General features: G+C 58.0%; 20 protein-coding genes and 1 pseudogene. 11 read left to right on the forward strand and 10 right to left on the reverse strand.

Translation table 11 applies throughout. The annotated features are described in order from the left end of the window. Positions 1–42: 42 nt before the first annotated feature. Positions 43–651: a cytochrome-c oxidase, cbb3-type subunit II gene (gene ccoO / locus ACYZT1_RS10320; RefSeq protein ID WP_462018834.1), complete on the reverse strand. Its 609-nt coding sequence runs from the start codon at positions 649–651 to the stop codon at positions 43–45. Between the two features lie 10 nt (positions 652–661). Then, on the reverse strand, positions 662–2,086 hold the full coding sequence (ccoN, locus tag ACYZT1_RS10325) for a cytochrome-c oxidase, cbb3-type subunit I (protein ID WP_462018835.1): 1,425 nt from the start codon (positions 2,084–2,086) through the stop codon (positions 662–664). A gap of 94 nt (positions 2,087–2,180) precedes the next feature. Here ccoN and ACYZT1_RS10330 point away from each other — a divergent pair, with 94 nt between their 5' ends. Then, complete coding sequence (locus ACYZT1_RS10330; RefSeq protein WP_462018836.1) at positions 2,181–2,858, forward strand: alpha/beta family hydrolase; 678 nt, start codon at positions 2,181–2,183, stop codon at positions 2,856–2,858. 262 nt (positions 2,859–3,120) lie between these two features. On the opposite strand, the gene ACYZT1_RS10335 is transcribed toward ACYZT1_RS10330, so the two are convergent. Further along, positions 3,121–4,496, reverse strand: a protein-coding gene (locus ACYZT1_RS10335; protein WP_462018837.1) for an IS3 family transposase whose coding sequence is annotated in 2 segments (ribosomal slippage) — positions 3,121–4,023 and positions 4,026–4,496 — 1,374 coding nt in all. Because the reading frame shifts where the segments join, the coding sequence is not laid out codon by codon here. A 362-nt stretch (positions 4,497–4,858) separates the two neighbouring features. Continuing rightward, on the reverse strand, positions 4,859–6,424 hold the full coding sequence (locus tag ACYZT1_RS10340) for a methyl-accepting chemotaxis protein (RefSeq protein WP_462018838.1): 1,566 nt from the start codon (positions 6,422–6,424) through the stop codon (positions 4,859–4,861). Here ACYZT1_RS10340 and ACYZT1_RS10345 point away from each other — a divergent pair. After that, positions 6,423–6,668, forward strand: a complete 246-nt coding sequence (locus ACYZT1_RS10345; RefSeq protein ID WP_462018839.1) for a hypothetical protein — start codon at positions 6,423–6,425, stop codon at positions 6,666–6,668. The two genes, ACYZT1_RS10340 and ACYZT1_RS10345, sit on opposite strands and share 2 nt — an antisense overlap. A gap of 90 nt (positions 6,669–6,758) precedes the next feature. Here the strand turns inward: ACYZT1_RS10345 and ACYZT1_RS10350 are convergent. Then, positions 6,759–6,887 (reverse strand): annotated as a pseudogene (locus tag ACYZT1_RS10350) (hypothetical protein); the annotation flags it as partial. A 221-nt stretch (positions 6,888–7,108) separates the two neighbouring features. Here ACYZT1_RS10350 and ACYZT1_RS10355 point away from each other — a divergent pair. Together ACYZT1_RS10355 and ACYZT1_RS10360 are read left to right on the forward strand one after the other, a co-directional pair. Continuing rightward, positions 7,109–8,956 (forward strand): colicin-like pore-forming protein, encoded by a 1,848-nt coding sequence (locus ACYZT1_RS10355; RefSeq protein WP_462018840.1) that lies wholly within the window; start codon positions 7,109–7,111, stop codon positions 8,954–8,956. 73 nt (positions 8,957–9,029) lie between these two features. After that, positions 9,030–9,578 (forward strand): hypothetical protein, encoded by a 549-nt coding sequence (locus ACYZT1_RS10360; RefSeq protein WP_462018841.1) that lies wholly within the window; start codon positions 9,030–9,032, stop codon positions 9,576–9,578. A gap of 78 nt (positions 9,579–9,656) precedes the next feature. Here the strand turns inward: ACYZT1_RS10360 and acnA are convergent, their stop codons facing one another. Continuing rightward, positions 9,657–12,398, reverse strand: a complete 2,742-nt coding sequence (acnA, locus tag ACYZT1_RS10365; RefSeq protein ID WP_462018842.1) for an aconitate hydratase AcnA — start codon at positions 12,396–12,398, stop codon at positions 9,657–9,659. Between the two features lie 209 nt (positions 12,399–12,607). Here acnA and rlmM point away from each other — a divergent pair, with 209 nt between their 5' ends. Then, a complete protein-coding gene (gene rlmM, locus ACYZT1_RS10370) occupies positions 12,608–13,681 on the forward strand; it encodes a 23S rRNA (cytidine(2498)-2'-O)-methyltransferase RlmM (RefSeq protein WP_462018843.1) in 1,074 nt (357 codons plus the stop codon). A 182-nt stretch (positions 13,682–13,863) separates the two neighbouring features. Further along, on the forward strand, positions 13,864–14,115 hold the full coding sequence (tusA, locus tag ACYZT1_RS10375; RefSeq protein ID WP_462018844.1) for a sulfurtransferase TusA: 252 nt from the start codon (positions 13,864–13,866) through the stop codon (positions 14,113–14,115). Here tusA and ACYZT1_RS10380 read toward each other — a convergent pair. Next, entirely contained in the window at positions 14,112–15,521 is a 1,410-nt protein-coding gene (locus tag ACYZT1_RS10380) for an MATE family efflux transporter (RefSeq protein WP_462018845.1), read from the reverse strand. The genes tusA and ACYZT1_RS10380 overlap by 4 nt on opposite strands. Before the next feature lie 332 nt (positions 15,522–15,853). Here ACYZT1_RS10380 and pdxB point away from each other — a divergent pair, with 332 nt between their 5' ends. After that, positions 15,854–17,005: a 4-phosphoerythronate dehydrogenase PdxB gene (pdxB, locus tag ACYZT1_RS10385; RefSeq protein WP_462018846.1), complete on the forward strand. Its 1,152-nt coding sequence runs from the start codon at positions 15,854–15,856 to the stop codon at positions 17,003–17,005. A 57-nt stretch (positions 17,006–17,062) separates the two neighbouring features. Here pdxB and ACYZT1_RS10390 read toward each other — a convergent pair whose 3' ends face one another. After that, entirely contained in the window at positions 17,063–17,242 is a 180-nt protein-coding gene (locus ACYZT1_RS10390) for a PA1571 family protein (RefSeq protein WP_462018847.1), read from the reverse strand. 255 nt (positions 17,243–17,497) lie between these two features. On the opposite strand from ACYZT1_RS10390, the gene ACYZT1_RS10395 reads away from it, so the two are divergent. Continuing rightward, positions 17,498–19,264, forward strand: coding sequence for an ABC transporter transmembrane domain-containing protein (locus ACYZT1_RS10395; protein ID WP_462018848.1), 1,767 nt, complete (start codon positions 17,498–17,500; stop codon positions 19,262–19,264). Between the two features lie 67 nt (positions 19,265–19,331). Continuing rightward, complete coding sequence (locus ACYZT1_RS10400) at positions 19,332–20,366, forward strand: Fic family protein (RefSeq protein WP_462018849.1); 1,035 nt, start codon at positions 19,332–19,334, stop codon at positions 20,364–20,366. A 61-nt stretch (positions 20,367–20,427) separates the two neighbouring features. Here the strand turns inward: ACYZT1_RS10400 and ACYZT1_RS10405 are convergent, their stop codons facing one another. Next, complete coding sequence (locus ACYZT1_RS10405; protein WP_462018850.1) at positions 20,428–22,356, reverse strand: transglycosylase SLT domain-containing protein; 1,929 nt, start codon at positions 22,354–22,356, stop codon at positions 20,428–20,430. A 214-nt stretch (positions 22,357–22,570) separates the two neighbouring features. On the opposite strand from ACYZT1_RS10405, the gene ACYZT1_RS10410 reads away from it, so the two are divergent. Then, positions 22,571–24,490: an ATP-binding cassette domain-containing protein gene (locus ACYZT1_RS10410; RefSeq protein WP_462018851.1), complete on the forward strand. Its 1,920-nt coding sequence runs from the start codon at positions 22,571–22,573 to the stop codon at positions 24,488–24,490. Between the two features lie 101 nt (positions 24,491–24,591). Here the strand turns inward: ACYZT1_RS10410 and ACYZT1_RS10415 are convergent, their stop codons facing one another. Further along, on the reverse strand, positions 24,592–25,032 hold the full coding sequence (locus ACYZT1_RS10415; RefSeq protein ID WP_462018852.1) for a universal stress protein: 441 nt from the start codon (positions 25,030–25,032) through the stop codon (positions 24,592–24,594). Positions 25,033–25,136: 104 nt separating this feature from the next. Here ACYZT1_RS10415 and ACYZT1_RS10420 point away from each other — a divergent pair, with 104 nt between their 5' ends. After that, positions 25,137–25,574, forward strand: coding sequence for a hypothetical protein (locus ACYZT1_RS10420; RefSeq protein ID WP_462018853.1), 438 nt, complete (start codon positions 25,137–25,139; stop codon positions 25,572–25,574). Positions 25,575–26,231 lie beyond the last annotated feature (657 nt).

Raw genomic sequence — 26,231 nt, forward strand, 5'->3', positions numbered from 1 at the left:
CGGGTTCTTGGGGGCTGTCGGTTTGCATTGCAAAGGACATGGTCACCTCTTGCTCTTGATGGCAGTGCCGAGCACTTGCAGGTAGGCGACCAACGCATCCATTTCCGTCTTGCCCTTGAGCGATTGCGCGGCACCGGCGATGTCGTCGTCGGTGTACGGCACGCCGAGGGTGCGCATTGCCTTGATCTTGCTTTCGGTGTGGCGGCTGTCGAGTGGATTGGCAACCAGCCAGGGGTAGGCCGGCATTTTCGATTCCGGCACGACATTGCGCGGGTTGTACAAATGCGCGCGGTGCCAGTCTTCTGAATAACGACCGCCAACCCGCGCCAGATCCGGACCGGTGCGCTTGGAACCCCACAGGAACGGGTGATCCCACACGCTTTCTCCCGCCACTGAGTAATGCCCGTAGCGCTCGGTCTCGGCGCGCAATGGCCGGATCATCTGCGAGTGACAACCGACGCAACCTTCGCGAATGTAAATGTCGCGACCTTCCAGTTGCAGTGCGGTGTACGGCTTCATGCCTTCCACCGGTCTGTTGGTCACGTCCTGAAAGAACAGCGGGACGATCTGGGTCAACCCGCCGATGCTCACGGCCAGGACCATCAGCAGCATCAGCAGGCCAACGTTTTTTTCGATTGTTTCGTGTTTCATGGCGGACTCCTCAAGCCATCTGCGCGGCAGCGGCGACTTCGGCAGGCTGCGAGGCCTGCACGGTGCGCCAGGTGTTGTAGGCCATCAGGAACATGCCGCTGAGAAAGATCGCACCGCCGACCAGTCGCACGACGAAGCCCGGATGGCTGGCGACCAGGGTTTCGACGAAGGAGTAAGTCAGCGTGCCGTCTTCGTTGATCGCGCGCCACATCAAGCCCTGGGCGATGCCGTTGACCCACATCGAGGCGATGTAGAGCACGGTGCCAAGGGTGGCGAGCCAAAAGTGCGCATTGATCAGGCCGATGCTGTGCATCTGCGCACGGCCAAAGATTTTCGGGATCATGTGGTACAGCGCGCCGATCGAAATCATTGCCACCCAGCCGAGGGCGCCGGCGTGAACGTGGCCGATGGTCCAGTCGGTGTAGTGGGAGAGGGCGTTGACGGTCTTGATCGCCATCATCGGCCCTTCGAAAGTCGACATGCCGTAGAACGCCAGCGACACCACGAGAAAACGCAGAATCGGATCGCTGCGCAACTTATGCCACGCACCGGAGAGCGTCATCATTCCGTTGATCATCCCGCCCCAGCTCGGCGCCAGCAGGATCAGCGACATCACCATGCCCAGCGACTGCGCCCAGTCCGGCAATGCGGTGTAGTGCAAGTGGTGCGGGCCGGCCCAGATGTACAGGGTGATCAGCGCCCAGAAGTGCACGATCGACAAGCGATAGGAATACACCGGACGCTCCGCCTGCTTGGGAACGAAGTAGTACATCATCCCGAGGAAACCGGCAGTCAGGAAAAAGCCTACGGCGTTGTGGCCGTACCACCACTGCACCATGGCATCGGTTGCCCCCGCGTACACCGAATAGGATTTGGTGAAGCTCACCGGCAGCTCAAGGTTGTTGACGATATGCAGGATCGCGACTGTGATGATGAACGCGCCGAAAAACCAGTTGCCGACGTAGATGTGTTTGGTCGTGCGCTGCATGATCGTGCCGAAGAACACCACCGCGTAGGCAACCCAGACCACGGTGATCAGAATGTCGATCGGCCATTCCAGCTCGGCGTATTCCTTGGAGCTGGTGTAGCCCAGTGGCAGGCTGATGGCCGCCAGCAGAATCACCACTTGCCAGCCCCAGAAGCAGAACGCAGCGATTTTCGGCGCAAACAGCTGCGTCTGGCAGGTGCGCTGCACCGAGTAAAAGGAACTTGCGAAGAGCGCGCAGCCGCCAAAGGCGAAAATTACCGCGTTGGTATGCAGTGGGCGCAGGCGGCCAAAACTGGTCCACGGCAACTCGAAATTGAGTTCGGGCCAGACCAATTGAGCCGCGAGAAAAACCCCGAGCCCCATGCCGACGATGCCCCATACCACCGTCATAATGGCGAATTGGCGGACCACCTTGTAGTTGTAGGCGGTACTGATAGAAGTGTTCATGTTTCCCCATCCACGGTTCAGCCGAATTGAGCGCTTGCAATAAAGCAGCGCGCCTTTCGCCTGGAGTTATAGGCAGACTAAAAGCGAGGCAAGCATGAGCAAACAGCACAACGCCAGTATTGACGGGGATCAATGGGCGCAATGTGTGCGCGATCACGGCTGGTTGTGGAATGAGGCTGCAGCACCGGCCTCGGCCACGCTGATCCTGGCCCATGGCGCGGGCGCGCCAATGGACAGCGCCTGGATGAGCGACATGGCCGCACGCCTTGCTGCACAAGGGGTCAACGTGTTGCGCTTCGAGTTCGCGTACATGGCTCTGCGGCGTGTCGATGGCGGTAAACGCCCGCCCAATCCTGCGCCGAAACTGCTGGAGTGCTGGCGCGAGGTGTACGCCGTGGTGCGGCGCCATGTCAGTGGGCGGCTGGCGATTGGCGGCAAGTCCATGGGCGGGCGGATGGCCAGTTTGCTCGCCGATGAACTGGAAGCGGATGCGCTGGTGTGTCTGGGGTATCCGTTTTACGCGGCCGGCAAACCGGAGAAACCGAGGGTCGAGCATCTGGCCGGGTTGAAGACGCGCACCCTGATTGTGCAGGGCGAGCGGGATGCGTTGGGCAATCGCGAGACGGTCGGCGGGTATGAGTTATCAGACCAGATCGAGGTGTTCTGGTTAGCCGCGGGGGATCATGATTTAAAGCCGTTGAAGGTTTCGGGGTTGACCCATGAGCAGCATTTGGCGGCGGCTGCGGGGAAGGTTGCTGCGTTTCTTCAGTGACATTTGCGCTGCCCGGTCAGCAAACATCTGTACCGACTGCTCCACCGCCATCGCGAGCAAGCTTGCTCCTACAGATTTTGCGCAGAACGGTTTTTCTACGTACCACCACAAATCTTTGTAGGAGCTGGCTTGCCAGCGATGAGGTCCGATCAGCCAACATCATTATTGACTGACCGACCCGCCGACCCATCCACCGCCATCGCGAGCAAGCTTGCTCCTACAGATTTTGTGAAGTGCGCCCCAAAACCTGGACACCGGTTGGCTAAGCTATCGCGAACTGCGCCCTGTACGCTACAGGGCTCAGTCCGCCCAGTTTCATCTTGATTCGATCATGGTTGTAGTAACGGATGTATTCATCCAGCCCGGCTTGCAACTGGGCCACGCTGTCGAAGCGCTCGCGGTAGAAATATTCAGACTTCAATGTGCCAAAAAAGCTCTCCATCGTCGCGTTGTCCAGGCAGTTTCCCTTGCGCGACATGCTTTGTTCCAGGCCCGCTTTTTCCAGGCGTTCCCGGTAATCCGGGTAGCGGTAGTGCCAGCCTTGATCGGAGTGCAGCAGGGGCTTGGCAGTCTCAGGTAGCCGCTCCAGAGCCTTCTCCAGCATGTCACCCACCAAGGTATAGCGAGGCCGGGTGGCGGTCTGATAAGCGACAATTTCGCCATTGTAGAGATCCAGCACCGGAGACAAGTACAACTTTTCACCCGCCACTTTGAACTCGGTGACATCCGTGACCCATTTCTGATTCGGCTGCCCGGCCTCGAAATCGCGAGCCAGCGTGTTGGGCGAGGCTTCGCCCATCAGCCCGCGGTATGAGCGGTATTTCTTCGGGCGCACCGTGCACTTGAGACCCAATTCGTCCATCAGCCTTCGCACCGTTTTACTGTTAACCCTCTGGCCGATGTTACGTAGCGCAGCAGTCATCCGACGATAGCCATAACGCCCCTTATGGGTGGCCTGGATGCTCTGGATAGCGGCTTTCAGTGAGGCGAACCGATCTCCACTCGCCATTGCCTTGGCTTGATAGTAGTAAGTGCTGCGTGGCAGGTCGGCGGCTTCAAGCAGCTCATCGAGCGCAAAATGCTCTCGCAACTCAGTAACTAGCGTGGTTTTTTGCCGACGGCTTTCGCCTGCTCCTGCCTTTTCTTCTCCTCCCTGAACTCTTTGAGCTTTTTTAGCCAGGCATTCTCCACCTGGAGCTTGCGAAGCTTGATCAGCAACTCTGCGTGCGAAAGGTCATCATCACTTGGCGATGTCGGGTCAGGAATCTTGTCAGGTGGCAGGGTCATGGCGGTGTTCAATCCTTTCCCTGCAGACAGGGCTTCGAAGCCGCCACTGTAATACCGCTGCTGCCATCTGCCCACCTGGCTTGAGTTGCCAAGATTGAAAAGGGCCGCCACGCGACGTAAAGACAGCTTGTCTCGCCACATGCGCTGTAGAACGCCGAGTTTGAACTCAGGGCTGTAGACCCTGTTGCGAACCTTCAGGCTGGCATCACCATGCAACCGGTAGGCCTCCACCCAGCGGCGAAGCAAGGTAGGGTCCATCTGGAATTGGGCTGCTATGAAGCGAAAACCTCTGCCTCGCTCGAGAAAAGCGGTGATAGCAGACAACTTGAATTGCGATGTGTACTGACTCATGAAAACACCCCAGAGATTGGATTGGATGTCCAACTTCTGGGGCGCACTTCATTTGCGCTGAACGGATTTTCTGCGTACCACCACAAATCTTTGTAGGAGCTGGCTTGCCAGCGATGAGGCCCGGTCAGCCAACATCATTATTGACTGACCGACCCGCCGACCCATCCACCGCCATCGCGAGCAAGCTTGCTCCTACAGATTTTGCGCAGAACGGGTTTTCTGCGTCCCACCACAAATCCATGCGGGCGCGAGCCTGCTCTGGGCAGCCTTCCGAAGGTGAAGCTCGACGGGCAGTGCCACTTTAGCCTGCAATAAAAAACCCGGAAGCTTCCACCGTCCGGGTTTTTTCTTTCCAACGCCAATCAGCGGTTGAACCGCTCCACCAACGAATACTGGGTATTCGCCGTCTTCGTCAGTTCTTCACTCAGCAAGGCCGAATGCTGCGCCTGTTCCGAGGTCTGGTCCGCCAGCTGCGAGATATTGCTGATGTTGCGGCTGATCTCCTCGGCCACAGCACTTTGCTCTTCGGTTGCCGCCGCAATCTGCGGGGTCATGTCGGTGATGTTTGCCACGGCTTCGCTGATCCCCACCAGCGCCTGATCCGCTTCCAGCACACGTGCTACACCCTCTTCAGCCTGGCGATGCCCGGCCTCCATGGTTTGCACGGCAGTGCTGGCGGTGTTTTGCAACTTGGCGATCAGCGCGTGAATCTGCCCCGTCGATTCGCTGGTGCGTTGCGCCAGTTGCCGCACTTCGTCAGCCACCACCGCAAAGCCGCGACCCATTTCACCGGCGCGTGCCGCTTCGATCGCTGCGTTCAGTGCCAGCAGGTTGGTCTGGTCGGCGATGCCTTTGATCACATCGACCACGCCGCCGATTTCATCGCTGTCCTTGGCCAGTTGCGTGACGGTCTGACCGGTTTCCCCGACCACCACCGACAAACGCTGAATGGCATCGCGGGTTTCCCCGGCGATGTCGCGCCCACGCCCGGTCAGGCGATTGGCTTCCTGGGTGGCATCGGCCGTGCGCTGCACGTGGCTCGCGACTTCCTGGGTGGTGGCCGCCATTTGGTTGACTGCCGTTGCTACCTGCTCGGTTTCCACGCGCTGACGTTCCAGCCCGGTCGAGCTTTTGTGCGCCAGGGTGTCGGATTGTTTGGCTTGCTCGGTCAAATGCTCGGCGGTGTCCTGCAGACGGGTCAGGCAGGTTTTCAGGCGCGCTTCCTGACTGAGAATCGACATTTCCAGACGCGCCTGGGCACCGCGGCTGTCGGTGTACATCTGCGCGATCAGCGGGTCGGACGTGGTCTGTTCGGCCAAACGCAGCAAGCGTTTGAGACCGCGCTGTTGCCAGCTCAAGCCGAGCAGGCCCAGCGGCACCGACAGGCCCGCCGCCAACGCAAAACCCCATTGCGATGTGAGTGTGGCGCCGATCATGAAGCTCAATTGACTGACCAGGATGAACGGCAGCCAGTCCTGCAGCACTGGCAGCCATTTGTCGGTGGACGGTATCGCCGACTTGCCCTGGTTAATGCGCTGATACAGGGCTTCGGCGCGGCGGATCTGCTCGGCCGTGGGTTTGACCCGCACCGATTCGTATCCGACCACCTGTTTGCCTTCGAAAACCGGCGTCACATAGGCGTTGACCCAGTAATGGTCGCCGGTCTTGCAGCGATTCTTGACGATGCCCATCCATGGCAAGCCTTGTTTCAGTGTGGCCCACATGTGCGCGAATACCGCGGCCGGCACGTCAGGGTGACGCACCTGGTTATGCGGCGCACGGATCAGCTCTTCACGCGAAAACCCGCTGATCTCGACGAAGGCGTCGTTGCAGTAGGTGATCACGCCCTTGGCATCGGTAGTGGAAATCAACCGTTGCTGAGCCGGGAAAGTCCGTTCGCGTTGTGTAACAGGCTGGTTGTTGCGCATGGCTTTTTCAATCCGTGAGGCTTTGAAAGGTTGTCGGCGCCGTCAGGGATTAATTGAAATTATTTTCCATTTAGCAGCGGCGCGTCGCAAAACGACCGTTGCGTCAGCCGGCAAGCATCCTTTAGGGTTTATCAACAGCCTCTCGGCTGGCCGTTCCGGGAACATCCCCAAGTATTTGGCCGAGCTTCGTGCTTCAGCGCCGCACAACGTGAGGAGCGTGTTCACCCTCGGGCCATCCGGCTGAAGTCACCGAATTATCCGATCAAAAACAAAAATGCCAGTCAGCTTAACTGACTGGCATCAGCCCGAACGCGGTGTCTTTTTCAGCAAGCGCTTACGATGCTATTAACTGCCGCAACACATAATGCAAAATCCCTCCCGCCTTGAAGTACTCAACCTCATTCAACGTATCGATCCGGCACAACACCTCGATTTTTTCGCGCCTGCCATCCTCACGGGTAATGAGGCTGATATGCCGTTATCGTGAGCACATTAAGCTCCTCCAATCTTGTGGTATGGGGAGGGCTGTGGGTGTGACGTGTGAGGCAAAGCGCATAAGAAGTCGAAGTCACGAATGGTTACCGTTTGCATATGGAGGTTTTAGCTGTGTGGATGCACAGTAGGTGACTTGGTTGTTTCCTCGAGAATGAATCAAGTCATTAAAACACTTTAAAGGGAATTTATATGTCAGGTGCTGGAAGTTATTTAGGACCGCACATAAAAACAGGACCGAATTCATACGAACTAATGCCGGTGCCTGTTAGGGCTTTTAGGCTGCCGTCTTTTAATGGTAGTAATGGCCTTTATATTAATACGGGTATCAATGATGAGCATCGCAGGGGTAGCAGCTTAGGGGGCGGAAAGCTTAGTCCCTTAACGCCGTATATCTGGGATGACTTTATGGGAGAACATCGCCTATACCAGGCTGAAATTGATAGTGAGTATGCGGCAGTTTTTAATGATGTTGTGGGTGCGGTTACCACTGAAATCGAGCAAAAAAAGCAATCGGCTAAGGCAGGGCAGGAGCTTACTCAAGTTGACGCAGCTAAATCCGATCGAAATGTTACAATTGATACAATTGCCGGCAAGGAACGAGAGTATCAGTCTAAAGTCGAGAGTGCGCATTCGCTGTATGGGCACAACCCATTTTTCTTGATGAAAGAATTACCCTTCCGAAAGGTTGTCGATGGTGTCAATTCGGTTCCACCGGATGTGGTAGGCGCATATGAATCAATAAATCAGGCGTATCGCTCCGCTCTAGAACTCAAACGACTTTCGTTGGAAAATACTATTTTGGCTGATCAGCTTGCTGGCTTGGCAAGTAAAATTAGTCAGGCTGAGGCTGAATCTCAACTCGGTCCAGGAGCCCTGGAATCTTGGTTGGCAGATAGGCTTTATGCGGTAAATACAGAGAAAAATATTAGAATTCAGTTGCTGCCCCATTTTCTTCAAGAAAATATTGTCTCTTCAACAGGTTCAGTAGAGGGGCTTACGCACTCTCAATCGTTGGCTAAATACAAGTCCGCAATAGATAGTATTATTGCGAGTGAACAATCTCAAATAGGACAGTACGTCACCGCCAACCCTAATATGCAATTGCCGTTTAGTAAGCCGGAACTTGAAGCGCTTAGAAATCTAACGCACCTTCAGGCGAATACAGATCTGGGCAAACGGTGGGATGATTACCATGTATCACTTCTTCACTCTGAAAATGTTCGACATCTAACTGCAGCGGCTACAGCCTTTGCAGAGCTGTTTGCCCGTGCCCAGCAAGCTGAGGGTTTGTTAGAACAATCTCGACTTGCAGCAGTTGCTGAAGCTCAGCGGGTTGCCGACGAGCAGGCGCGCGTTGCCGCAGAGGTTGAAGCTCAGCGAGTTGCTGGTGAGCAGGCGCGCATTGCTGCAGAAGCAGAAGGTCTTCGTTTAGCTGCCGAGGCGCAAGCGAAAGAAGCGTCTTATAAGGATGCAGTCAGCTTCTTGGCAGATACCAATAAGCATATCCTGGAAAAGTATGGCGCCAACCTAGCCAAAACCGCTAAGGACCTTCAAAATAATATTTCAGGCAAGAAGATAGGAAGCTACAGCGACGCCATGGCGACCTTTGAGAAGGTCAGTACCAATCCCCGTTTGAAATTGAATGCAAAAGATATTCGAGCTGTTGTTGATGCGCTCAGTGCCTTAGATAAAGCTAGCTTTGCTGATAATGTGAACCGGTTGGGGAAGGCGTTTGGCGTCGTGGGGAAAATTGTTCAGGCGGAGGCCATCCGACAGAAAACGATTATCGGGATTGAGACTGGGGAGTGGAAGCCGCTGGGATTAGAAGTTGAATCCTTGGCGGTTGGGACCTTGGCCGCTTTTGCAGCGGGTGCTTTATTCGCAAGTTTATTTGCATTGACTACAACACTCACGGTCATTAGCGTTCCGGTAGTCGCTGTAATAATGGCACTTTCAGCAAGTTATTTTGATGTGGATAAGGTGGAGGAAATAAATAACTATTTTCTAAACCGGTTTGGAGGTGACAACACAGTGTAGGTGATAGTGATTTTTCCCTCAGTATGCAGTACTGAGGGTTTCGACTGATGGTTGATTAAGTGAGAGCAATGGTATGAAATTCGTCAAGATGGAAATTCCATACGTATTCGCAATATTGACGTGCAGTCCGATTTTTTTATTGGTATTCCTTACTCCTTTGAATGCGGATACTCAATTGTTCCAATTAATTGAGACAGTTATTGATCAATATCTTTTCGGGAAGGTTGGTATGTGGTCGTCAGCGTTTCCTCTGGCGTCGAAAATCGTCACAAATTACTGGTGTTTGGTGATGCCTGTGTTTTCCGTGATCTTTGCGTACAGGACGCTAAAACTTTCCACTTGCGAGCGAGTGTTGTATGAAGATCACTCTGTTATAAAATTGATTCTGCTGGTGCCGGCATTGATAGTGTTGTTGGTCTTCTTTTTTTATATTTCATATGTGGGTAATACTGATTTGGCCAGCGCTGGCCGACGTTACTCTATACTTGGAAAAAACAAATTAACGTATGCTTTATTTGTTTCTGCTGGCTTATGTTCGGCTTATTTGATCGTGGTTGTGTCGTATATAGTTGGTCGATATTTCCCTTCGGTTATTCTTGCGCGGATGCGAGCCATTAAGTGACTTGAGTATCAAGTATGGCTTGTCCGGATTTGGGGTGTAAGTGGGGTTGGCTTTTAGGCGCAACCCCCACTGCTGCACTTATGAAGCAATCAACTGCCGCAACACATAATGCAAAATCCCTCCCGCCTTGAAGTACTCAACCTCATTCAACGTATCGATCCGGCACAACACCTCGATTTTTTCGCGCCTGCCATCCTCACGGGTAATGATCAGCGTCAGGTTCATGCGCGGTGTCAGGTCGACACCGGTCAAACCCAGGATGTCGAAGGTTTCTTTGCCGGTCAGGTTCAGGCTCTTGCGATTCTGATCCAGTTTGAATTGCAGCGGCAACACGCCCATACCCACCAGGTTGGAGCGGTGAATCCGCTCGAAGCTTTCGGCGATGACCGCTTTCACACCCAACAGATTGGTGCCCTTGGCCGCCCAGTCGCGGCTCGAACCGGTGCCGTATTCCTGCCCCGCGATCACCACCAGCGGCGTGCCCGACGCTTGATACCGCATGGCCGCGTCGTAGATCGCCATCCGTTCGCCGGTCGGCATGTAGATCGTATTGCCGCCTTCTTCGCCGCCGAGCATCTCATTGCGAATGCGGATGTTGGCAAAGGTGCCGCGCATCATCACTTCATGGTTGCCGCGCCGCGAGCCGTACGAGTTGAAATCGCGCGACTCGACACCTTTTTCGCGCAAGTACTGGCCGGCGGGGCTGTCAATCTTGATGTTGCCGGCGGGGGAGATGTGGTCAGTGGTGACCGAGTCGCCCAGCAGCGCCAGCACCCTGGCGCCGGCGACATCCTTGATCAGCGGCGGCGGCCCCCCGATGTCATCGAAGAATGGCGGATGCCGGATGTACGTCGAATCGTCCTGCCAGACATACGTCGCCGCTTGCGGCACTTCGATCGCCTGCCATTGCTCGTCGCCGGCAAACACTTCTGCGTATTCCTTGTGGAACATGGCGGTATTGACCTGATTGACCGCTTCGGCAATTTCTTCGCTGCTGGGCCAGATATCGCGCAGGTAGACCGGGTTGCCGTCCTTGTCATTACCCAGCGGCTCGCTGCTGATGTCAGTGCGCACCGTACCGGCCAACGCGTAAGCGACCACCAGCGGCGGCGAGGCCAGCCAGTTGGTTTTCACCAGCGGGTGCACGCGGCCCTCGAAATTACGGTTACCCGACAGCACGGAAGCGACGGTCAGGTCAGCCTTCTGGATGGCTTTTTCAATAGGCTCCGGCAACGGGCCGGAGTTGCCGATGCACGTGGTGCAGCCATAACCGACGAGATCGAAGCCGAGTTGGTCCAGGTACTGCGTCAGCCCGGCTGCGTTGTAATAGTCGGTCACCACTTTTGAACCGGGCGCAAGCGAGCTCTTCACCCAGGGTTTGCGGGTCAGGCCTTTTTCCACCGCTTTTTTCGCCACCAGTCCGGCAGCCATCATCACGCTCGGGTTGGAGGTGTTGGTGCAGGAGGTGATTGCCGCGATGACCACCGCCCCGTTTTTCAGGCGATAGGTATGGCCGTCGTACTCGTAGTCCGTTTCGCCCACCAGATCGGCGTTGCCCACCGCAACACCGCCGCCGCCTTCACTTTCCAGGCGTCCTTCTTCCTTGTTGGCGGGTTTGAACTGCAGCTCGACGAAATCATTGAACGCTTGCGCGACGTTGGGCAGCGACACTCGGTCCTGCGGACGTTTCGGCCCGGCCAGGCTGGCTTCGACACTGCCCATGTCCAGCGCCAGGCTGTCAGTGAACACCGGCTCGGTGCCGGGCAATCGCCACAGGCCCTGTGCCTTGCTGTAGGCCTCGACCAGTTTGACCGTTTCACGCGGACGGCCGGACAAGCGCAGGTAGTCCAGGGTCACATCGTCGACCGGGAAGAAACCACAGGTGGCACCGTATTCCGGGGCCATGTTGGCGATAGTTGCGCGATCGGCCAGCGGCAAGTCGGCAAGGCCGTCGCCGTAGAACTCGACGAATTTTCCGACGACGCCTTTCTTGCGCAGCATTTGCGTGACGGTCAGCACCAGGTCGGTGGCCGTGATGCCTTCGCGCAGCTTGCCGGTGAGTTTGAAGCCGATCACTTCCGGAATCAGCATCGACACCGGTTGGCCGAGCATCGCCGCTTCCGCCTCGATGCCCCCGACACCCCAGCCGAGTACGCCGAGGCCATTGATCATGGTGGTGTGGGAATCGGTACCGACCAGCGTATCGGGGAAGGCGTACGTGCGGCCATCCTCGTCTTTGGTCCAGACCGTGCGACCCAGGTATTCGAGGTTCACCTGATGGCAGATCCCGGTGCCCGGTGGCACCACGCTGAAATTATCGAAGGCGTTCTGGCCCCAGCGCAGGAATGCGTAACGCTCACCGTTGCGCTGCATTTCAATGTCGACGTTCTGCTCGAAAGCACTGGCGCTGCCGAACTTGTCGACCATCACCGAGTGGTCGATCACCAGATCCACCGGTGACAGCGGATTGATCCGCTGCGGGTCGCCGCCGGCCTTGGCCATCGCCGCGCGCATGGCGGCGAGGTCGACCACTGCGGGCACGCCGGTAAAGTCCTGCATCAAGACCCGCGCCGGGCGGTACTGGATTTCGCGATCCGAGCGGCGCTCTTTGAGCCAGGCTGCAATTGCCCGCAGGTCGGCGCCGGTGACGGTTTTTTCGTCTTCCCAGCGCAGCAGGTTTTCCAGCAGTACTTTCAGCGACATCGGCAGCTTGTCGAGATCACCGAGGCTCTTGGCAGCGTCTGGCAGGCTGAAATAGTGGTAGGTCTTGTCGTCGACTTGTAATGTTTTAAGGGTCTTCAGACTATTTAGAGACGGCATTACGATCACTCCTTTGAGTCCGCACGGCTACGGACTGAGGGGACGGACAGAGCATTTAAACTAGCCCTGTTTTAAGTCGCTGGCGAATAACTGGACTCTATCGGCAAGTCCGGGGTTCCGAAGTCGGCTATCATGCGCCGGTTTTCGTGACAGGCTTTGCTACAGGGCAAGTTTGCGCATCGATGGTTGCCGATTGCCCAGGAGATTTGATGAACACCCTCTTTATGCATTGCCGACTGGGCTTCGAGAGCGAAGTCTGCTCGGAGATTTCCGAGCACGCCGCGCGGCTCAACGTGGCCGGTTACGCCAAGGCCAAGACTGCCAGCGCTTGTGCCGAATTTATCTGCACCGAGGAAGACGGTGCCGAGCGCCTGATGCGCGGCCAACGTTTCGCCGAACTGATTTTTCCGCGGCAATGGGCACGGGGGATCTTCATTGATCTGCCGGAAACCGATCGCATCAGCGTGATTCTCGCGCACATGGCCGATTTCCCGTTGTGCGGCAGTTTATGGCTGGAAATGGTCGACACCAATGACGGCAAGGAACTGTCGAACTTCTGCAAGAAGTTCGAAGGCCACCTGCGCAAAGCATTGCTGGCCGCCGGCAAGTTGGTGGACGATCCGCACAAGCCGCGCCTGTTGCTGACCTTCAAAAGCGGCCGCGAAGTGTTCATGGGGCTGGCCGAGTCGAACAACTCGGCGATGTGGCCAATGGGCATACCGCGCCTGAAGTTTCCCCGAGAGGCGCCGAGCCGCTCGACGCTGAAGCTGGAAGAGGCGTGGCACCATTTTATTCCGCGTGATCAGTGGGACGAACGTCTGCACAGCGACATGACCGGCGTTGACCTCGGCGCGGCACCTGGCGGCTGGACCTGGCAACTGGTCAATCGCGGCATGCTGGTGACCGCCATCGACAACGGTCCAATGGCTCAGAGCCTGATGGACACCGGGCTGGTGCAGCACTTGATGGCCGACGGTTTCACCTTCAAGCCTCGCCAGCCGGTGGACTGGATGGTCTGCGACATCGTCGAGAAACCTGCACGCAATGCGGCGATGCTGGAAGAGTGGATTGGCGAGGGACATTGTCGCGAAGCGGTGGTCAACCTCAAGTTGCCGATGAAACAGCGTTATGCCGAAGTCAAACGCTTGCTGGAGCGTATAGCCGATGGCTTCAAGGAACGCGGGATCCGGGTCGAGATCGGCTGCAAGCAGCTGTATCACGATCGGGAGGAAGTGACCTGCCACCTGCGTCGACTGGATGTGAAGAAACCCAAGTCCCGCTAGTGGGTGAAATGTGCACGTACCCCTGTAGATGCTGGCGAAGGCTGTGATCTTTTGACCTTGTCCCTATAACAAATCAAAAGATCGCAGCCTTCGGCAGCTCCTACACAGGTCAAGTGTTTGCCAACAGATGACCGCACACCCGGTAGTTACGCGACAATGCCGGCCAGATTCAGGAGTAAATCATGAGTGAAATGCTTGACACGCCGGTAGACGGCATCCTCGACGCGACTGGCCTCAACTGCCCGGAACCGGTCATGATGCTGCACCAGCACATCCGTGACTTGACGCCCGGCGGTCTGCTCAAGGTGATCGCCACCGACCCGTCGACCCGTCGCGACATCCCCAAATTTTGCGTATTCCTCGACCACGAACTGGTGGCGCAGCACGAAGAGGGCGGCACCTACCTCTACTGGATCCGCAAGAAACTCGCTTAACCCGCCGAACTGCTGATGCGTATCCGCTTGCGTGCACTGCGCGTCAGGCGGATAGACAGCATCAGCGCCGCGCAACTCAACCCCACGATCAAACCTTGCCACAATCCGCTCGGGCCGCTCGGCGCGCCGAACCAATCGGTCAGGCCGAGGATGTAGCCCACCGGCAAACCGATGCCCCAGTAGGCAAACAGGGTCAGGATCATCGTCACCCGTGTGTCCTGATAACCGCGCAAGGCGCCGGCTGCAGTGACCTGGATCGCGTCGGAGAACTGGAACAGCGCCGAGTATACGATCAGCATTGCTGCCACTTGAATCACCGCCGGATCGGCTGTGTAAATGGTCGCAATGTGTTCGCGCAGCAACAGCATCATGCTCGCGGAAAGGCACGCGTACGCCAGCGCCGTGCCCATGCCGACCCCGGCGGCGAAGCGTGCTTCACGTGGCTGCTGACGCCCGAGCGCCTGACCGACGCGCACGGTCACGGCCATGCCGAGGGAGTAGGGGATCATGAACACCAGCGAGCTGAAGTTCAGCGCTATCTGATGCCCGGCGACCACCGTGGCACCGAGGCTGCCGATCAACAGTGCAATTACTGCGAAGATGCTCGACTCGGCGAACACCGCGATGCCGATCGGCAAGCCAATGCTCAGCAGACGTTTGATCACCGCCCATTGCGGCCAGTCGAAACGGCTGAACAATTGACTCGACTGGTAGGCCGGCGCCCAGCGTTCCCAGCCGGCCATGCCCAGCGCCATCACCCACATGACGATGGCGGTGGCCCAGCCGCAGCCGACGCCGCCCATGGCGGGCACGCCGAAGTGGCCGTAAATGAAGATGTAGTTCAGCGGAATATTCAACGCCAGCCCGCATAAGCCGAGGACCATCGCCGGACGCGTGCGCCCGAGCCCGTCACTGAAGCAGCGCAGCACATGGTAAATCGCCACCGCGGGTAAGCCGCTGGCGATGCCGTGCAGGTATTGCATGCAGGGGCCGATCAGTTCTGGATCGACGTTCATGATGTGCAGAATCGGCTCGGCGCCCAGCAGCATGGCGGTCGCCAGTACCCCCACGACCAGCGCCAGCCACAGGGCCTGGCGCACAATCGGACCGATCTCGCTGTGCGTGCCGGCACCGAAGCGCTGGGCGACTTTGGGCGTGGTCGCCAGCAATGTGCCGGTCATCAACAGAAAGACCGGCACCCAGATCGAATTGCCCAACGCCACCGCCGCCAGATCTCGCGGCCCGACGCGGCCGGCCATCACCGCATCGACGAAGCCCATCGCGGTCGTCGCCAACTGCGCGACCATAATCGGCAGCCCCAGGCCAAGCAGGTTTCTCAGCTCCAGACGAACCCGGGCAGGGCGGGTAAGTGGGGCGGCGTCAGAGCGTTCAGTCACAGAATTCAAGGGCAGAGCGTCCAGAAAGAATTTATGCACAAAGGCGGCGCATTCTACGCCTTGACGCATCGGTCAGGAAAAGAGCTGTGTTAGCGATTTGTAAGCACTTCTCGAATGCAGCGACATCCCCTGTGGCGAGGGGACTTGTCCCCGTTCGGCTGCGAAGCAGTCGCCAATCCATCGCACTCGGTGTTTCAGAAAGGATGAGGTTGAATCCATCAGGGCCGCTGCGCGACCCAACGGGGACAAGTCCCCTCACCACAGGGCGCGGTGAGCCTCAATCCGCTGGCCCACCACAGTCATCTGCGCCTAAACTGCCGATCCGCCAAAGGAGCCTGCCCATGCTGATTGTTGCCGACGAAAACATCCCGCTGCTTGATGCCTTCTTCGAAGGGTTTGGCGAAATTCGCCGGGTGCCGGGGCGCTTGATCGACCGCGCCACGGTCGAACAGGCCGACGTCTTGCTGGTGCGCTCGGTGACCAACGTCAACCGCGCGTTGCTCGAAGGCAGCAGGGTACGGTTCGTTGGCACGTGCACCATCGGCACCGATCATCTGGACCTCGATTATTTGCAGCAGGCCGGCATTACCTGGTCCAGCGCCCCCGGTTGTAATGCCCGCGGCGTGGTCGATTACGTGTTGGGCAGTCTGCTCACGCTGGCAGAGATCGAAGGCGCTGACCTTGCCACACGCACTTACGGCGTAGTGGGTGCCGGCGAAGTGGGCGGGCGGTTGGTCAAGGTTCTGCAAGGGCTGGGCTGGAACGTACTGGTGTGCGATCCGCCACGACAAGCCGCGCAAGGCGGCGATTTCGTCAGTCTCGAACAGGTCATCGAGCAGTGCGACGTGATCAGTCTGCACACGCCGCTGAAGAAGCACGGCAGCGATTTAACCTGGCATCTGTTTGACAAAAACCGCTTGAATCAACTCAAGCCCGGTGCCTGGTTGATCAACGCCAGTCGCGGTCCGGTGGTGGATAACGCCGCCTTGCGCCAAGTGCTGCTGGAGCGAGAGGACTTGCAAGCGGTGCTGGACGTCTGGGAAGGCGAGCCGGAGGTCGATGTGACGCTCGCTGATTTGTGCGTGCTGGCGACGCCGCACATTGCCGGTTATAGCCTGGATGGCAAACAGCGCGGCACGGCGCAGATTTATCAGGCGTATTGCAAATTTGTCGGGCAACCGGCGTCGGTCAGCCTGAATGAGTTGCTGCCGACACCGTGGTTGTCGCAGGTGACCCTGCACGCAGACAGCGATCCGGCGTGGGCGCTGGCAATGCTGTGTCGCGGCGTCTACGACCCGCGCCGAGACGATGCGGATTTGCGCCGCAGTCTTGTAGGCAGCGTGACCGAGCAGCGTGCGGCGTTTGATGTGTTGCGCAAGCAGTACCCAGCGCGCCGGGAGATCGATGGGCTGCAGGTACGCATCGACGGCGATTGTGCCGAGTTGCAGAAGATTGTGTTGGCGTTGGGGGCGAGGGTCACACCGCAACACTGAAATAACGCCCACAAAAAACCCGGCTATCAGCGCCGGGTCAGGAAGACGGTGGCTACATCACTCTTGTTCGGCAGGCTTGACCAATCGCTTTTCCAGTTCGCGGCATGCGTCCTGGATCATGCCTTCAGTGATCGGTACTTCGCGCCCCTGCTCATCAATAATCGAGCACCCCAGAGACTGGTTCGGCTGCGTGCGGATCACTTCAATCTTGTCGTCGCTGCTGTGTTGCAAGGACATGGCCTGTCTCCTCATCAGGTTGTGTACTTACTGTAGAACCGCCAGGTGACCGGGCTATGACAACTCCCTGCGATCTTTCCGGGACGGCCATTACAGTCCACCAGAAATACCGCGCCGTTGCCACCCGGATTTTAGAACGATAGCGTCTAGCTTCTAGTCATTGCGGTCATAATTAACCTGACTCATTGTGATTTACAGAGTTCCACCCCTACAGTGCCGTAAGCTGGCCCATCATTGCGTTTCAGGAAAAACCTTATGCTCTCTGCCCGTTACCGTTGTGCGATCCGCTTGGCGAGTGGCTTCCTTGTGCCGTACAAATGGCACGCCATGGGAGCCTTGCTTGCGCTGATTGTCACCGCCGGCATTACGTTGTCCATGGGGCAGGGAATCAGGTTGCTGGTGGATCAAGGTTTCATGACCCAGTCACCGCACCTGCTCAACCAGTCCATCGGCCTGTTCCTGCTGCTGGTGGCCGGTCTGGCCATCGGCACTTTTGCGCGTTTTTATCTGGTCTCTTGGATCGGTGAGCGCGTCGTCGCCGATATTCGCCGTCAGGTCTTCAATCATCTGATTTACCTGCACCCGGGTTTTTACGAGGACAACCGCAGCTCCGAGATCCAGTCACGGTTGACCGCCGATACCACGTTGTTGCAGTCGGTGATCGGCTCTTCGCTGTCGATGTTTCTGCGTAATTTTCTGATGGTGATTGGCGGCATTGTCCTGCTGTTTATCACCAACCCCAAACTCACCAGCATCGTTGTGGTTGCCTTGCCCCTGGTGATCGCGCCGATCCTGATTTTCGGGCGTCGGGTGCGCAGTCTCTCGCGACTCAGTCAAGACCGGATTGCCGACATCGGCAGCTATGTGTCCGAAACCCTTGGCCAGATCAAAACCGTGCAGGCCTACAATCACCAGCGTCAGGACGAACAGCGCTTTGCATTGACGGTGGAAGAAGCGTTCAGTACCGCGCGCAAACGGATCCTTCAACGGTCCTGGCTGATCACGCTGGTGATCGTGCTGGTGCTCGGCGCGGTCAGCGTGATGCTGTGGGTCGGCGGCATGGACGTGATGGCCGGGCGGATATCCGCCGGCGAACTGGCCGCCTTCGTGTTCTACAGCCTGATTGTCGGCAGCGCGTTCGGCACGCTGAGCGAGGTGATCGGGGAATTGCAACGCGCTGCCGGCGCCGCCGAGCGCATTGCCGAATTGCTGCGCTCGGAAAATATCATCCAACCACCGGTAACCGGGCAGGTGTCATTGCCGGAGCGGGTGCAGGGAAATCTGGAGCTGAAAGACGTGCGGTTTTCCTACCCGTCGCGGCCGGAAAGCTACGCCGTGGACGGCCTGAGTCTGACGATCAACGCCGGCGAAACCCTCGCGTTGGTCGGCCCTTCCGGCGCTGGCAAATCGACGGTTTACGACCTGTTGCTGCGCTTCTACGATCCCGCCGGCGGCAGCATCCTGCTCGATGGCGTGCCCCTCACGCAACTCGATCCACTGGACCTGCGCCGCTGCTTCGCGCTGGTCTCGCAAAGCCCGGCGTTATTCTTCGGCAGCATCGAAGAGAACATCCGTTACGGCAACCCGGGCGCGACCCTTGAACAGGTCAAGGACGCGGCAAAAATCGCTTACGCCCATGACTTCATCGAGCAAATGCCCAACGGCTATCAGACTCATCTCGGCGACGCCGGCCTCGGCTTGTCCGGCGGCCAGCGCCAACGCCTGGCCATCGCCCGTGCGCTGCTGGTCGACGCGCCCATCCTGCTGCTCGACGAAGCTACCAGCGCCCTCGATGCACAAAGCGAACACCTGATTCAGCAAGCCTTGCCGAGCTTGATGAAAAACCGCACCACCCTGGTCATCGCCCACCGCTTGGCCACGGTAAAAAATGCCGATCGTATCGCGGTGATGGATCAGGGGAGGCTGGTAGCGGTGGGGACGCATCTGGAGTTGATTGCAAGCAATGCGTTGTACGCGCGGCTGGCTGCGTTGCAGTTTAGTGATGGGCATGAAGCGGCATGAATGAGGGCTGCTGAATGACCGTTGAATCAGGCATCATGTCGGCCTTTAGTGGCAAGCCCGGATGCATATGAGCCGTTATCAACCACCGTTGACCCTGACTGCGCGAATGCTGGCATTGATCGCCGAGATCAGTGAGCAGATTGGTCAGCTTTCGGCTGTGGATGATCGTCGCCAGGCGCCACGGCTGCGCCGCAGTAATCGGATCCGGACGATTCAGGCTTCTCTGGCCATTGAGAACAACACGCTCAGCATCGAGCAGGTGACTGCAGTTCTGGCGGGGCGCCGTGTGTTGGGACTGCCCCGGGAAATTCAGGAAGTAAGGAACGCTTTTGCGGCTTACGAGGCGATGCCCGGCTGGCAGTCTGGAAGTCGCGCCGATTTGCTGAACGCGCATGAACTACTGATGGCGGGACTGATCGACGATGTTGGGCAGTTGCGCCAGGGCGGCGTGGGGATTTATCGCGGTGACAAGCTGGTGCATATGGCGCCGCCGCCCAGTCGGGTCGCGGATTTGGTTGAAGACCTGCTGACGTGGCTTGCCGCGTCTGATTGGCATCCGCTGATCACCAGTTGCGTTTTTCACTATGAGTTCGAATTCATCCACCCGTTTGCGGATGGCAATGGGCGTATGGGCCGACTCTGGCAGACGTTGATACTTAGTCAATGGCGACCGGTGTTGGCTTATCTTCCAGTCGAGGCGGTGATTCGGGAACAGCAAGACGCTTATTACGGGGCATTGTCCGCAGCGGATCAATTGGGCGAAGCGACACCTTTTGTGGAGTTCATGTTGCAGGCGTTAAGCCTTGCGCTCGCGGAGGCAGCCCGGCTTGAAGGGCAAACCGACCCAGTAACCGACCCAGTAACCGACCCAGTAGTAAAATTGCTTTCAGCGCTTCATATCAACGGTCCGCTCAAAATCAGCGACTTGATGGCGAAGGTCGGTTTGGCTCACAAGGCGACCTTTCGAGCTAATTACCTACGGCCCGCACTGGCTGCCGAATTGATCGAGATGACCCATCCAGATTCGCCGAGCAGCCCGGCTCAACAATATCGTCTGACCCGGCTCGGCAAACAGACTGCCCTTCGGCTCCAGTTGGCATAAGCGTTCAAAAAATGCCCGCATCAATCGATGCGGGCATTTTTGTTATCGTCGCAAATCAGTCTCACTGATCATCGAAATACCGCTCATGCCAATCCACCAACGGCTGTGGCGAATTGAGTTTCTGGCCGTAGATCACCGAGTACGACAGCACGTTCTGTACGTACTGACGGGTTTCATCGAATGGAATGCTTTCCACCCATACGTCGAAGCTCAAGTGGTCTGCACCGCGCAGCCACTGGCGGACGCGACCTGGGCCAGCATTGTAGGCGGCAGAGGCGAGGACGCGGTTGCCGTTGAACTGGCTGTGCACCTGACTGAGGTAGGCAGCGCCAAGCTGAATGTTTTTGTCCGGATCGAACACCTGCTGGTGCGAGGCCAGCGGAATGCTGAACTTGCGGGCGGTTTCCTTGGCGGTGGCGGGCATCAGCTGCATCAGGCCGCTGGCGCCGACGCCGGAGCGAGCATCGTCCATGAACGCACTTTCCTGCCGCGTAATGGCGAACACCCAACTCGAATGCAGGCCACGAACCCTGGCCTCACGCACCAGGGTGTCGCGGTGGGCCATCGGGAAACGGATGTCCAGGTCGTCCCAATACTGCGCCTGACTGATGGTGCGGATCGCCGGGAAGTACCATTTCAGGTCATACGCCAGTTTTGCCTGGGCGACCATTTCGTCGCGATTGAAATGGCGGCTGACGTGATACCACTCACGACGACCGTCGACGATCTGACCGCGCGCATGGAACTCCAGCGCCCGACGCACGCCGGGCGTGTTGCGCACCTTGTTGATCAGGGCCTGACTCATTACCAGCGGTCTGTTGTTCAGTGAATAGGACGATTGCGAGCGGTCTGCGGCGAGGAATCCGTAAAAATCGCGCTCACGGGCCAGGTTTTTGTACAGGTTCTGCACTTCCGGATTTTGAGGTTGTGCCAGTTCCAGGCTGCGGGCCTGCCAGTAACGCCAACGATTTGTGGTCGCCAGATCAGGTGGCAGGCGACGGGTCAGTTGATAGGCATCGTCCCAGCGTGCCAGTCGCAGCAGCAAACGCAGGCGCCATTCCGAGACCGTGTTGTCGCGCAACTCCGGGTCGTATCGGGTCATGACCTCCAGCGCACGACCGTCAAAGCGCTTGGCCAGGGTCAGGCCGATTTCACGGGCGATTGCGACTTTTTCATCCCGCGAGAAATGCATGCTGCTGGCGTAGCCCTCGAGCAGCGCCATGGCTTTATCCGGGTCCTGGCGGGCCAGTCGGCGCAAGCCAAGGCTGACCACATCCGACATCGGTTCGTCGGCGGGGCTGAAGCGCGAGGGCTGATTAAGCAGCTCGGGTTTTTGCGCCACATCGATCAGCAAACGACCGCGTGGGGCGAGGGTAGTCAGACCGTTGACCAGGCTGTTGGCCAGCGGATAGTTGCGTGCCTGGGCGGCGAGCTTGGCGCGCTCCCAGCGTTTCTGTTCGGTCAACTGGCCTTCCGCAGCCCAAATGCCAAACAGGGCATCGCACGCAGCAGGTTGGGATTTGCCGGTCAGCCAGAGTTTGTTGGCGTTGGCGTAGCCCTCGGCTTTCTGGTTATGCCCTATCTGATACTGCGCATTCAGGCAGTCCAGCTCGGTGAAGTTGAGCTTGGGGTCGTAGTACTTGACGAAGGTCGCCCAGTCGCCGCGCTCGGAAAGCCAGCGCAGCCAGCGCAATTTCATCCAGTTGGCTTGCGGCAGGTCGCCATGCTCGGCGAGGAACTTCTCGATCTCGGCATTGCTCGCGCTTTTCAGGCGCGCGGTCAGCTCGTCATACGCCAGGTACGGTTCCAGCGGATAGTCGCTGAGCGCCTGGCTGTAGCGCAAATATGGGCCGGTATCGCCCTTGGCCAGCGCACGCTTGGCTTCATCGTAATATTGGCGCTGGGTGGACAAATCCACCGCCTGGGCGGTTTGGACGGCAGTGGCTGATAAAAGAAAACACGACAAAAAACCTAAAAGGCGACTGCGCATGAGACATCCGGGCAGAGAAAATCATGACAAGTGTCGGCATGGCCGCCACTGAATAATCTGTAGCTTAGCCTTTTGCCAGCAACGGGCGAAAGCTTTGCAGCCCAGTCTGCACAAGTTCGCAACATTTATAATGCACAGTGGCGGGAAGTTGAAATTGCCGGCCTCCTGACGCCCCAAGTCAGGTAGAATGCGCGCCCGGTTTTTGGAGAAGCTCATGACCCTGCTCAAATTCAGCGATGTGTCCCTTGCTTTCGGCGCTACGCCGTTGTTGGACAAGGTGTCCTGGCAGATCGCCCGTGGTGAGCGGGTGTGCATCATCGGCCGCAATGGCACTGGCAAGTCCAGCATGATGAAGCTCGTCAAGGGCGACCAGAAGCCCGATGACGGCTCCGTTTGGCGCGCGCCCGGCCTCAAGATCGGTGAATTGCCGCAAGAATTGCCGGTAGCCGACGAGCGGACCGTGTTCGACGTGGTGGCTGAAGGTCTGGACGGTGTCGGTGAGCTGCTCGCGCAGTATCACCACCTGAGCCAGAACATCGTCACCGACGCTGACCTGGACAAGCTGATGCACGTCCAGCAAGACCTCGAAGCCCGTGACGGCTGGCGTTTGCAGCAATTGGTCGACAGCACTTTGAGCCGTCTGCAGTTGCCGGCCGACAAGACCCTCGCCGAATTGTCCGGTGGCTGGCGCCGTCGCGTTCTGCTGGCGCAGGCACTGGTTTCCGAACCGGATCTGCTGCTGCTCGACGAACCCACCAACCACCTGGACATCGGTGCCATTGCCTGGCTCGAAGAAGCGCTGAAGGACTTCCAGGGCGCCGTGCTGTTCATCACGCACGACCGTTCCTTTTTGCAGAACCTCGCCACGCGCATCCTCGAACTGGATCGCGGTGGGTTGATTGACTGGAACGGCGACTACGCCAGTTTCCTCGTGCACAAAGAAGCCTCGCTTGCCGCAGAAGAGACTGCCAACGCGCTGTTCGACAAGAAGCTGGCGCAGGAAGAAGTCTGGATCCGTCAGGGCATCAAGGCCCGTCGCACCCGCAACGAAGGCCGCGTGCGCGCCCTGAAAGCCCTGCGCGTGGAGCGCAGCGAACGTCGCGAGCGCACCGGCAAAGCCAACATTCAGCTGGACACGGCGGACAAATCCGGCAAGCAGGTCATGGTCCTCGAGAACGTGAGTTTCGCTCACCCGGGCGGTCCGTTCCTGATCAAGGATTTCTCGATGGTCTTGCAGCGTGGCGACCGTATCGGTCTGCTGGGCGCCAACGGGACCGGCAAGACCACGCTGCTGAAATTGATGCTCAGCGGTCTGCAACCTACCAGCGGCACCGTGGCGGAGGGGACACGCATCGACGTGGCCTACTTCGACCAGCTGCGCCATCAGCTGGACCTGGAAAAGACCGTGATCGACAACGTCGCCGAAGGTCGCGACTTCATCGATATCGATGGCCAGAGCCGCCATGTGCTGAGCTATCTCGGCGACTTCCTGTTCAGCCCGCAGCGTGCGCGCACGCCGGTCAAGGCGTTGTCCGGTGGTGAGCGTGCGCGTCTGTTGCTGGCGAAACTGTTCAGCAAGCCTGCCAATCTGCTGGTCCTCGACGAACCGACCAACGACCTCGACGTGGAAACACTCGAACTGCTGGAAGAGGTCCTTCTGACCTTCAACGGTACCGTACTGATGGTCAGCCACGACCGGGCATTTCTCGACAACGTGGTCACCAGCACCCTGGTCTTTGAAGGTGAAGGCAAGGTGCGCGAGTACGTCGGTGGCTATCAGGACTGGATCCGTCAGGGCGGCTCGCCGCGTCTGCTGGGCGTGACCGAAAGCAAATCCGGCAAGGCCGACCTGACCTCCGCGGTCGTCACTGCCGATGCTGCGCCTGTGGCCGCTGCAGTCGAGGCGCCGGTGGCGAAGAAAAAGCTGAGCTACAAATTGCAGCGTGAGCTGGAGATGTTGCCAGCGCAGATCGAGGCCATGGAGAAGCAGATTGCGGCAGTTGAAGCGCAGATGGCGGACGGTGGTTTTTATCAGCGGCCGGCTGCGGAAACCGCTGCAGTCATTGCTCGACTGGAGCAATTGCAAGCTGAGCACGACGTGATGGTCGAGCGTTGGGCGGAGCTGGATGCCTGAATGATCCGGTAATAAAAAGCCCGGCGCTCAGTGATGAGTGCCGGGCTTTTTGTATGCAATGCGATTTGCAGGTTCACATCGCTCCCACAGGGTTATGAGGGTCAGTTTTTGCTGGCCAGACGCACCGCCAGCACATCGCAAGGCGCGCCATGCAACACATCGTTGGCGGTCGAGCCCAGCAGCAACGCCAGGCCATGCCGGCCATGGCTACCGACCACGATCATGTCGCAGCCTTGCTCTTTGGCCAGGTGATGAATCTCCTGGCGGGGCTGGCCGTAGGTCAGGTGGCTGTACTCTTTCGAGAGTTCCGGGTACTTGATGATCAGCCGATCAAGGCGCTCCTTGGCCTGATCGAATTGTTGCTGCTGCAGCTGCGAAAGGTCCATTGGCACGTCGCCGCCGAAGGCCATGGCCATGGGTTCGACGATGTGCACGAGGGACAACTTCGCGCCGTTGCTCACCGACAACTCGCGAGCGCGGTGGATGACAGGGTCGCACTCTTCGGTCAGGTCTACAGCGACCAGAATATGGTGGTAGGGCATGAGGTGCTCCTCCTGAGGTTTGCAATGTTGGTAAGTATGGCTGGTTTCAAGCGCATTGGTTTGAAGCTGATTCCAAGCGCACATGAAAAATCGGGAGTACAGATATGACGGTCTGGATAGTGGTGTCAATCCTGCTGGTGGTTTTGAGTCCACTGGCATGGTTACGTCCGTCCCGTGGACAGAGCGGGCGCATGGCCCTGCGCATGGAAGCCCGACGCATCGGGTTGGCCATGCAATTGGCGCCACAGGAGTGGCCACACTGGCTGAGCCAGGAGCCGCCTAGCCCTTGCGCGCAGTATCACCGGCCGCGTCGTGGCAATCAGCCGGCGTGCTGGAGCTACTGGCAGAAATCACCTGGCGTGTGGGTGAATCAGTGGCAGGAAATCTGCGAAGACCGCGCGGTGCTGAATCATTTCGAAAAATTGCCGGCGAACGTTTACAAAGTCGAGGCGGACATGCAGATGATCACTTTGTATTGGGGCGAGAAGGGCGACACGGCTGTTTTGCAACAAATCGATTCGACCCTGAAAGCGCTTGCCTGAACCCTTGACCCTGTAGCAGCTGCCGAGCCCCGCGAGGCTGCGTCCGGCGACGAAGTCGTCGGACATTGAGCCCGCAGTACGGCTGTTAAGCATGGGCGCCTTACCCTACGACGGCTTCGCCGCCGAACGCAGCCTCGGGGCTCGGCAGCTGCTACAGGTCGGAGCGATTCTCGGGCAATAAAAAGCCCGACATTCATCATCGGGCCGGGTTGGCCAGGCAGGCCGGAAACTTCAACGGTCAGTCCACTCGCGCGGCGTTCGCCGACGCGTTGTTTCTCTGGCAAGTCCCGTCAGCATAGCGCCTGGGAAAAAAGCCGCCGTGAATTGGGGCGAATTTTCTAACTATTGATCCTATGAATGACTACTCATGTACTCGCCTGTTCAAGTATGGCCAGTAGGGAAGTGACCGCAAAGTCGTGTTTCAACCGGTATTTTGGGCGATTGACAATTGTCGGAATTTCCGTGAAGGTGACGTACCCGAATCAAACGGGCGTATGAATTGAGCGTTTGCATGTAAGAACGCTCCTACAGAATCCCGACTATCGCGTTGGCGGGTGTGTCGGGTGGATAGGCGTAGCATCGACGATAAGCGTCCCTGCCAAGCCCTTCGCCTGCGTCCGACGTGTACTGTTCAGCTTCCATATCGTGGAGATCAGT

The organism is Pseudomonas sp. PB3P13 (assembly GCF_054897735.1).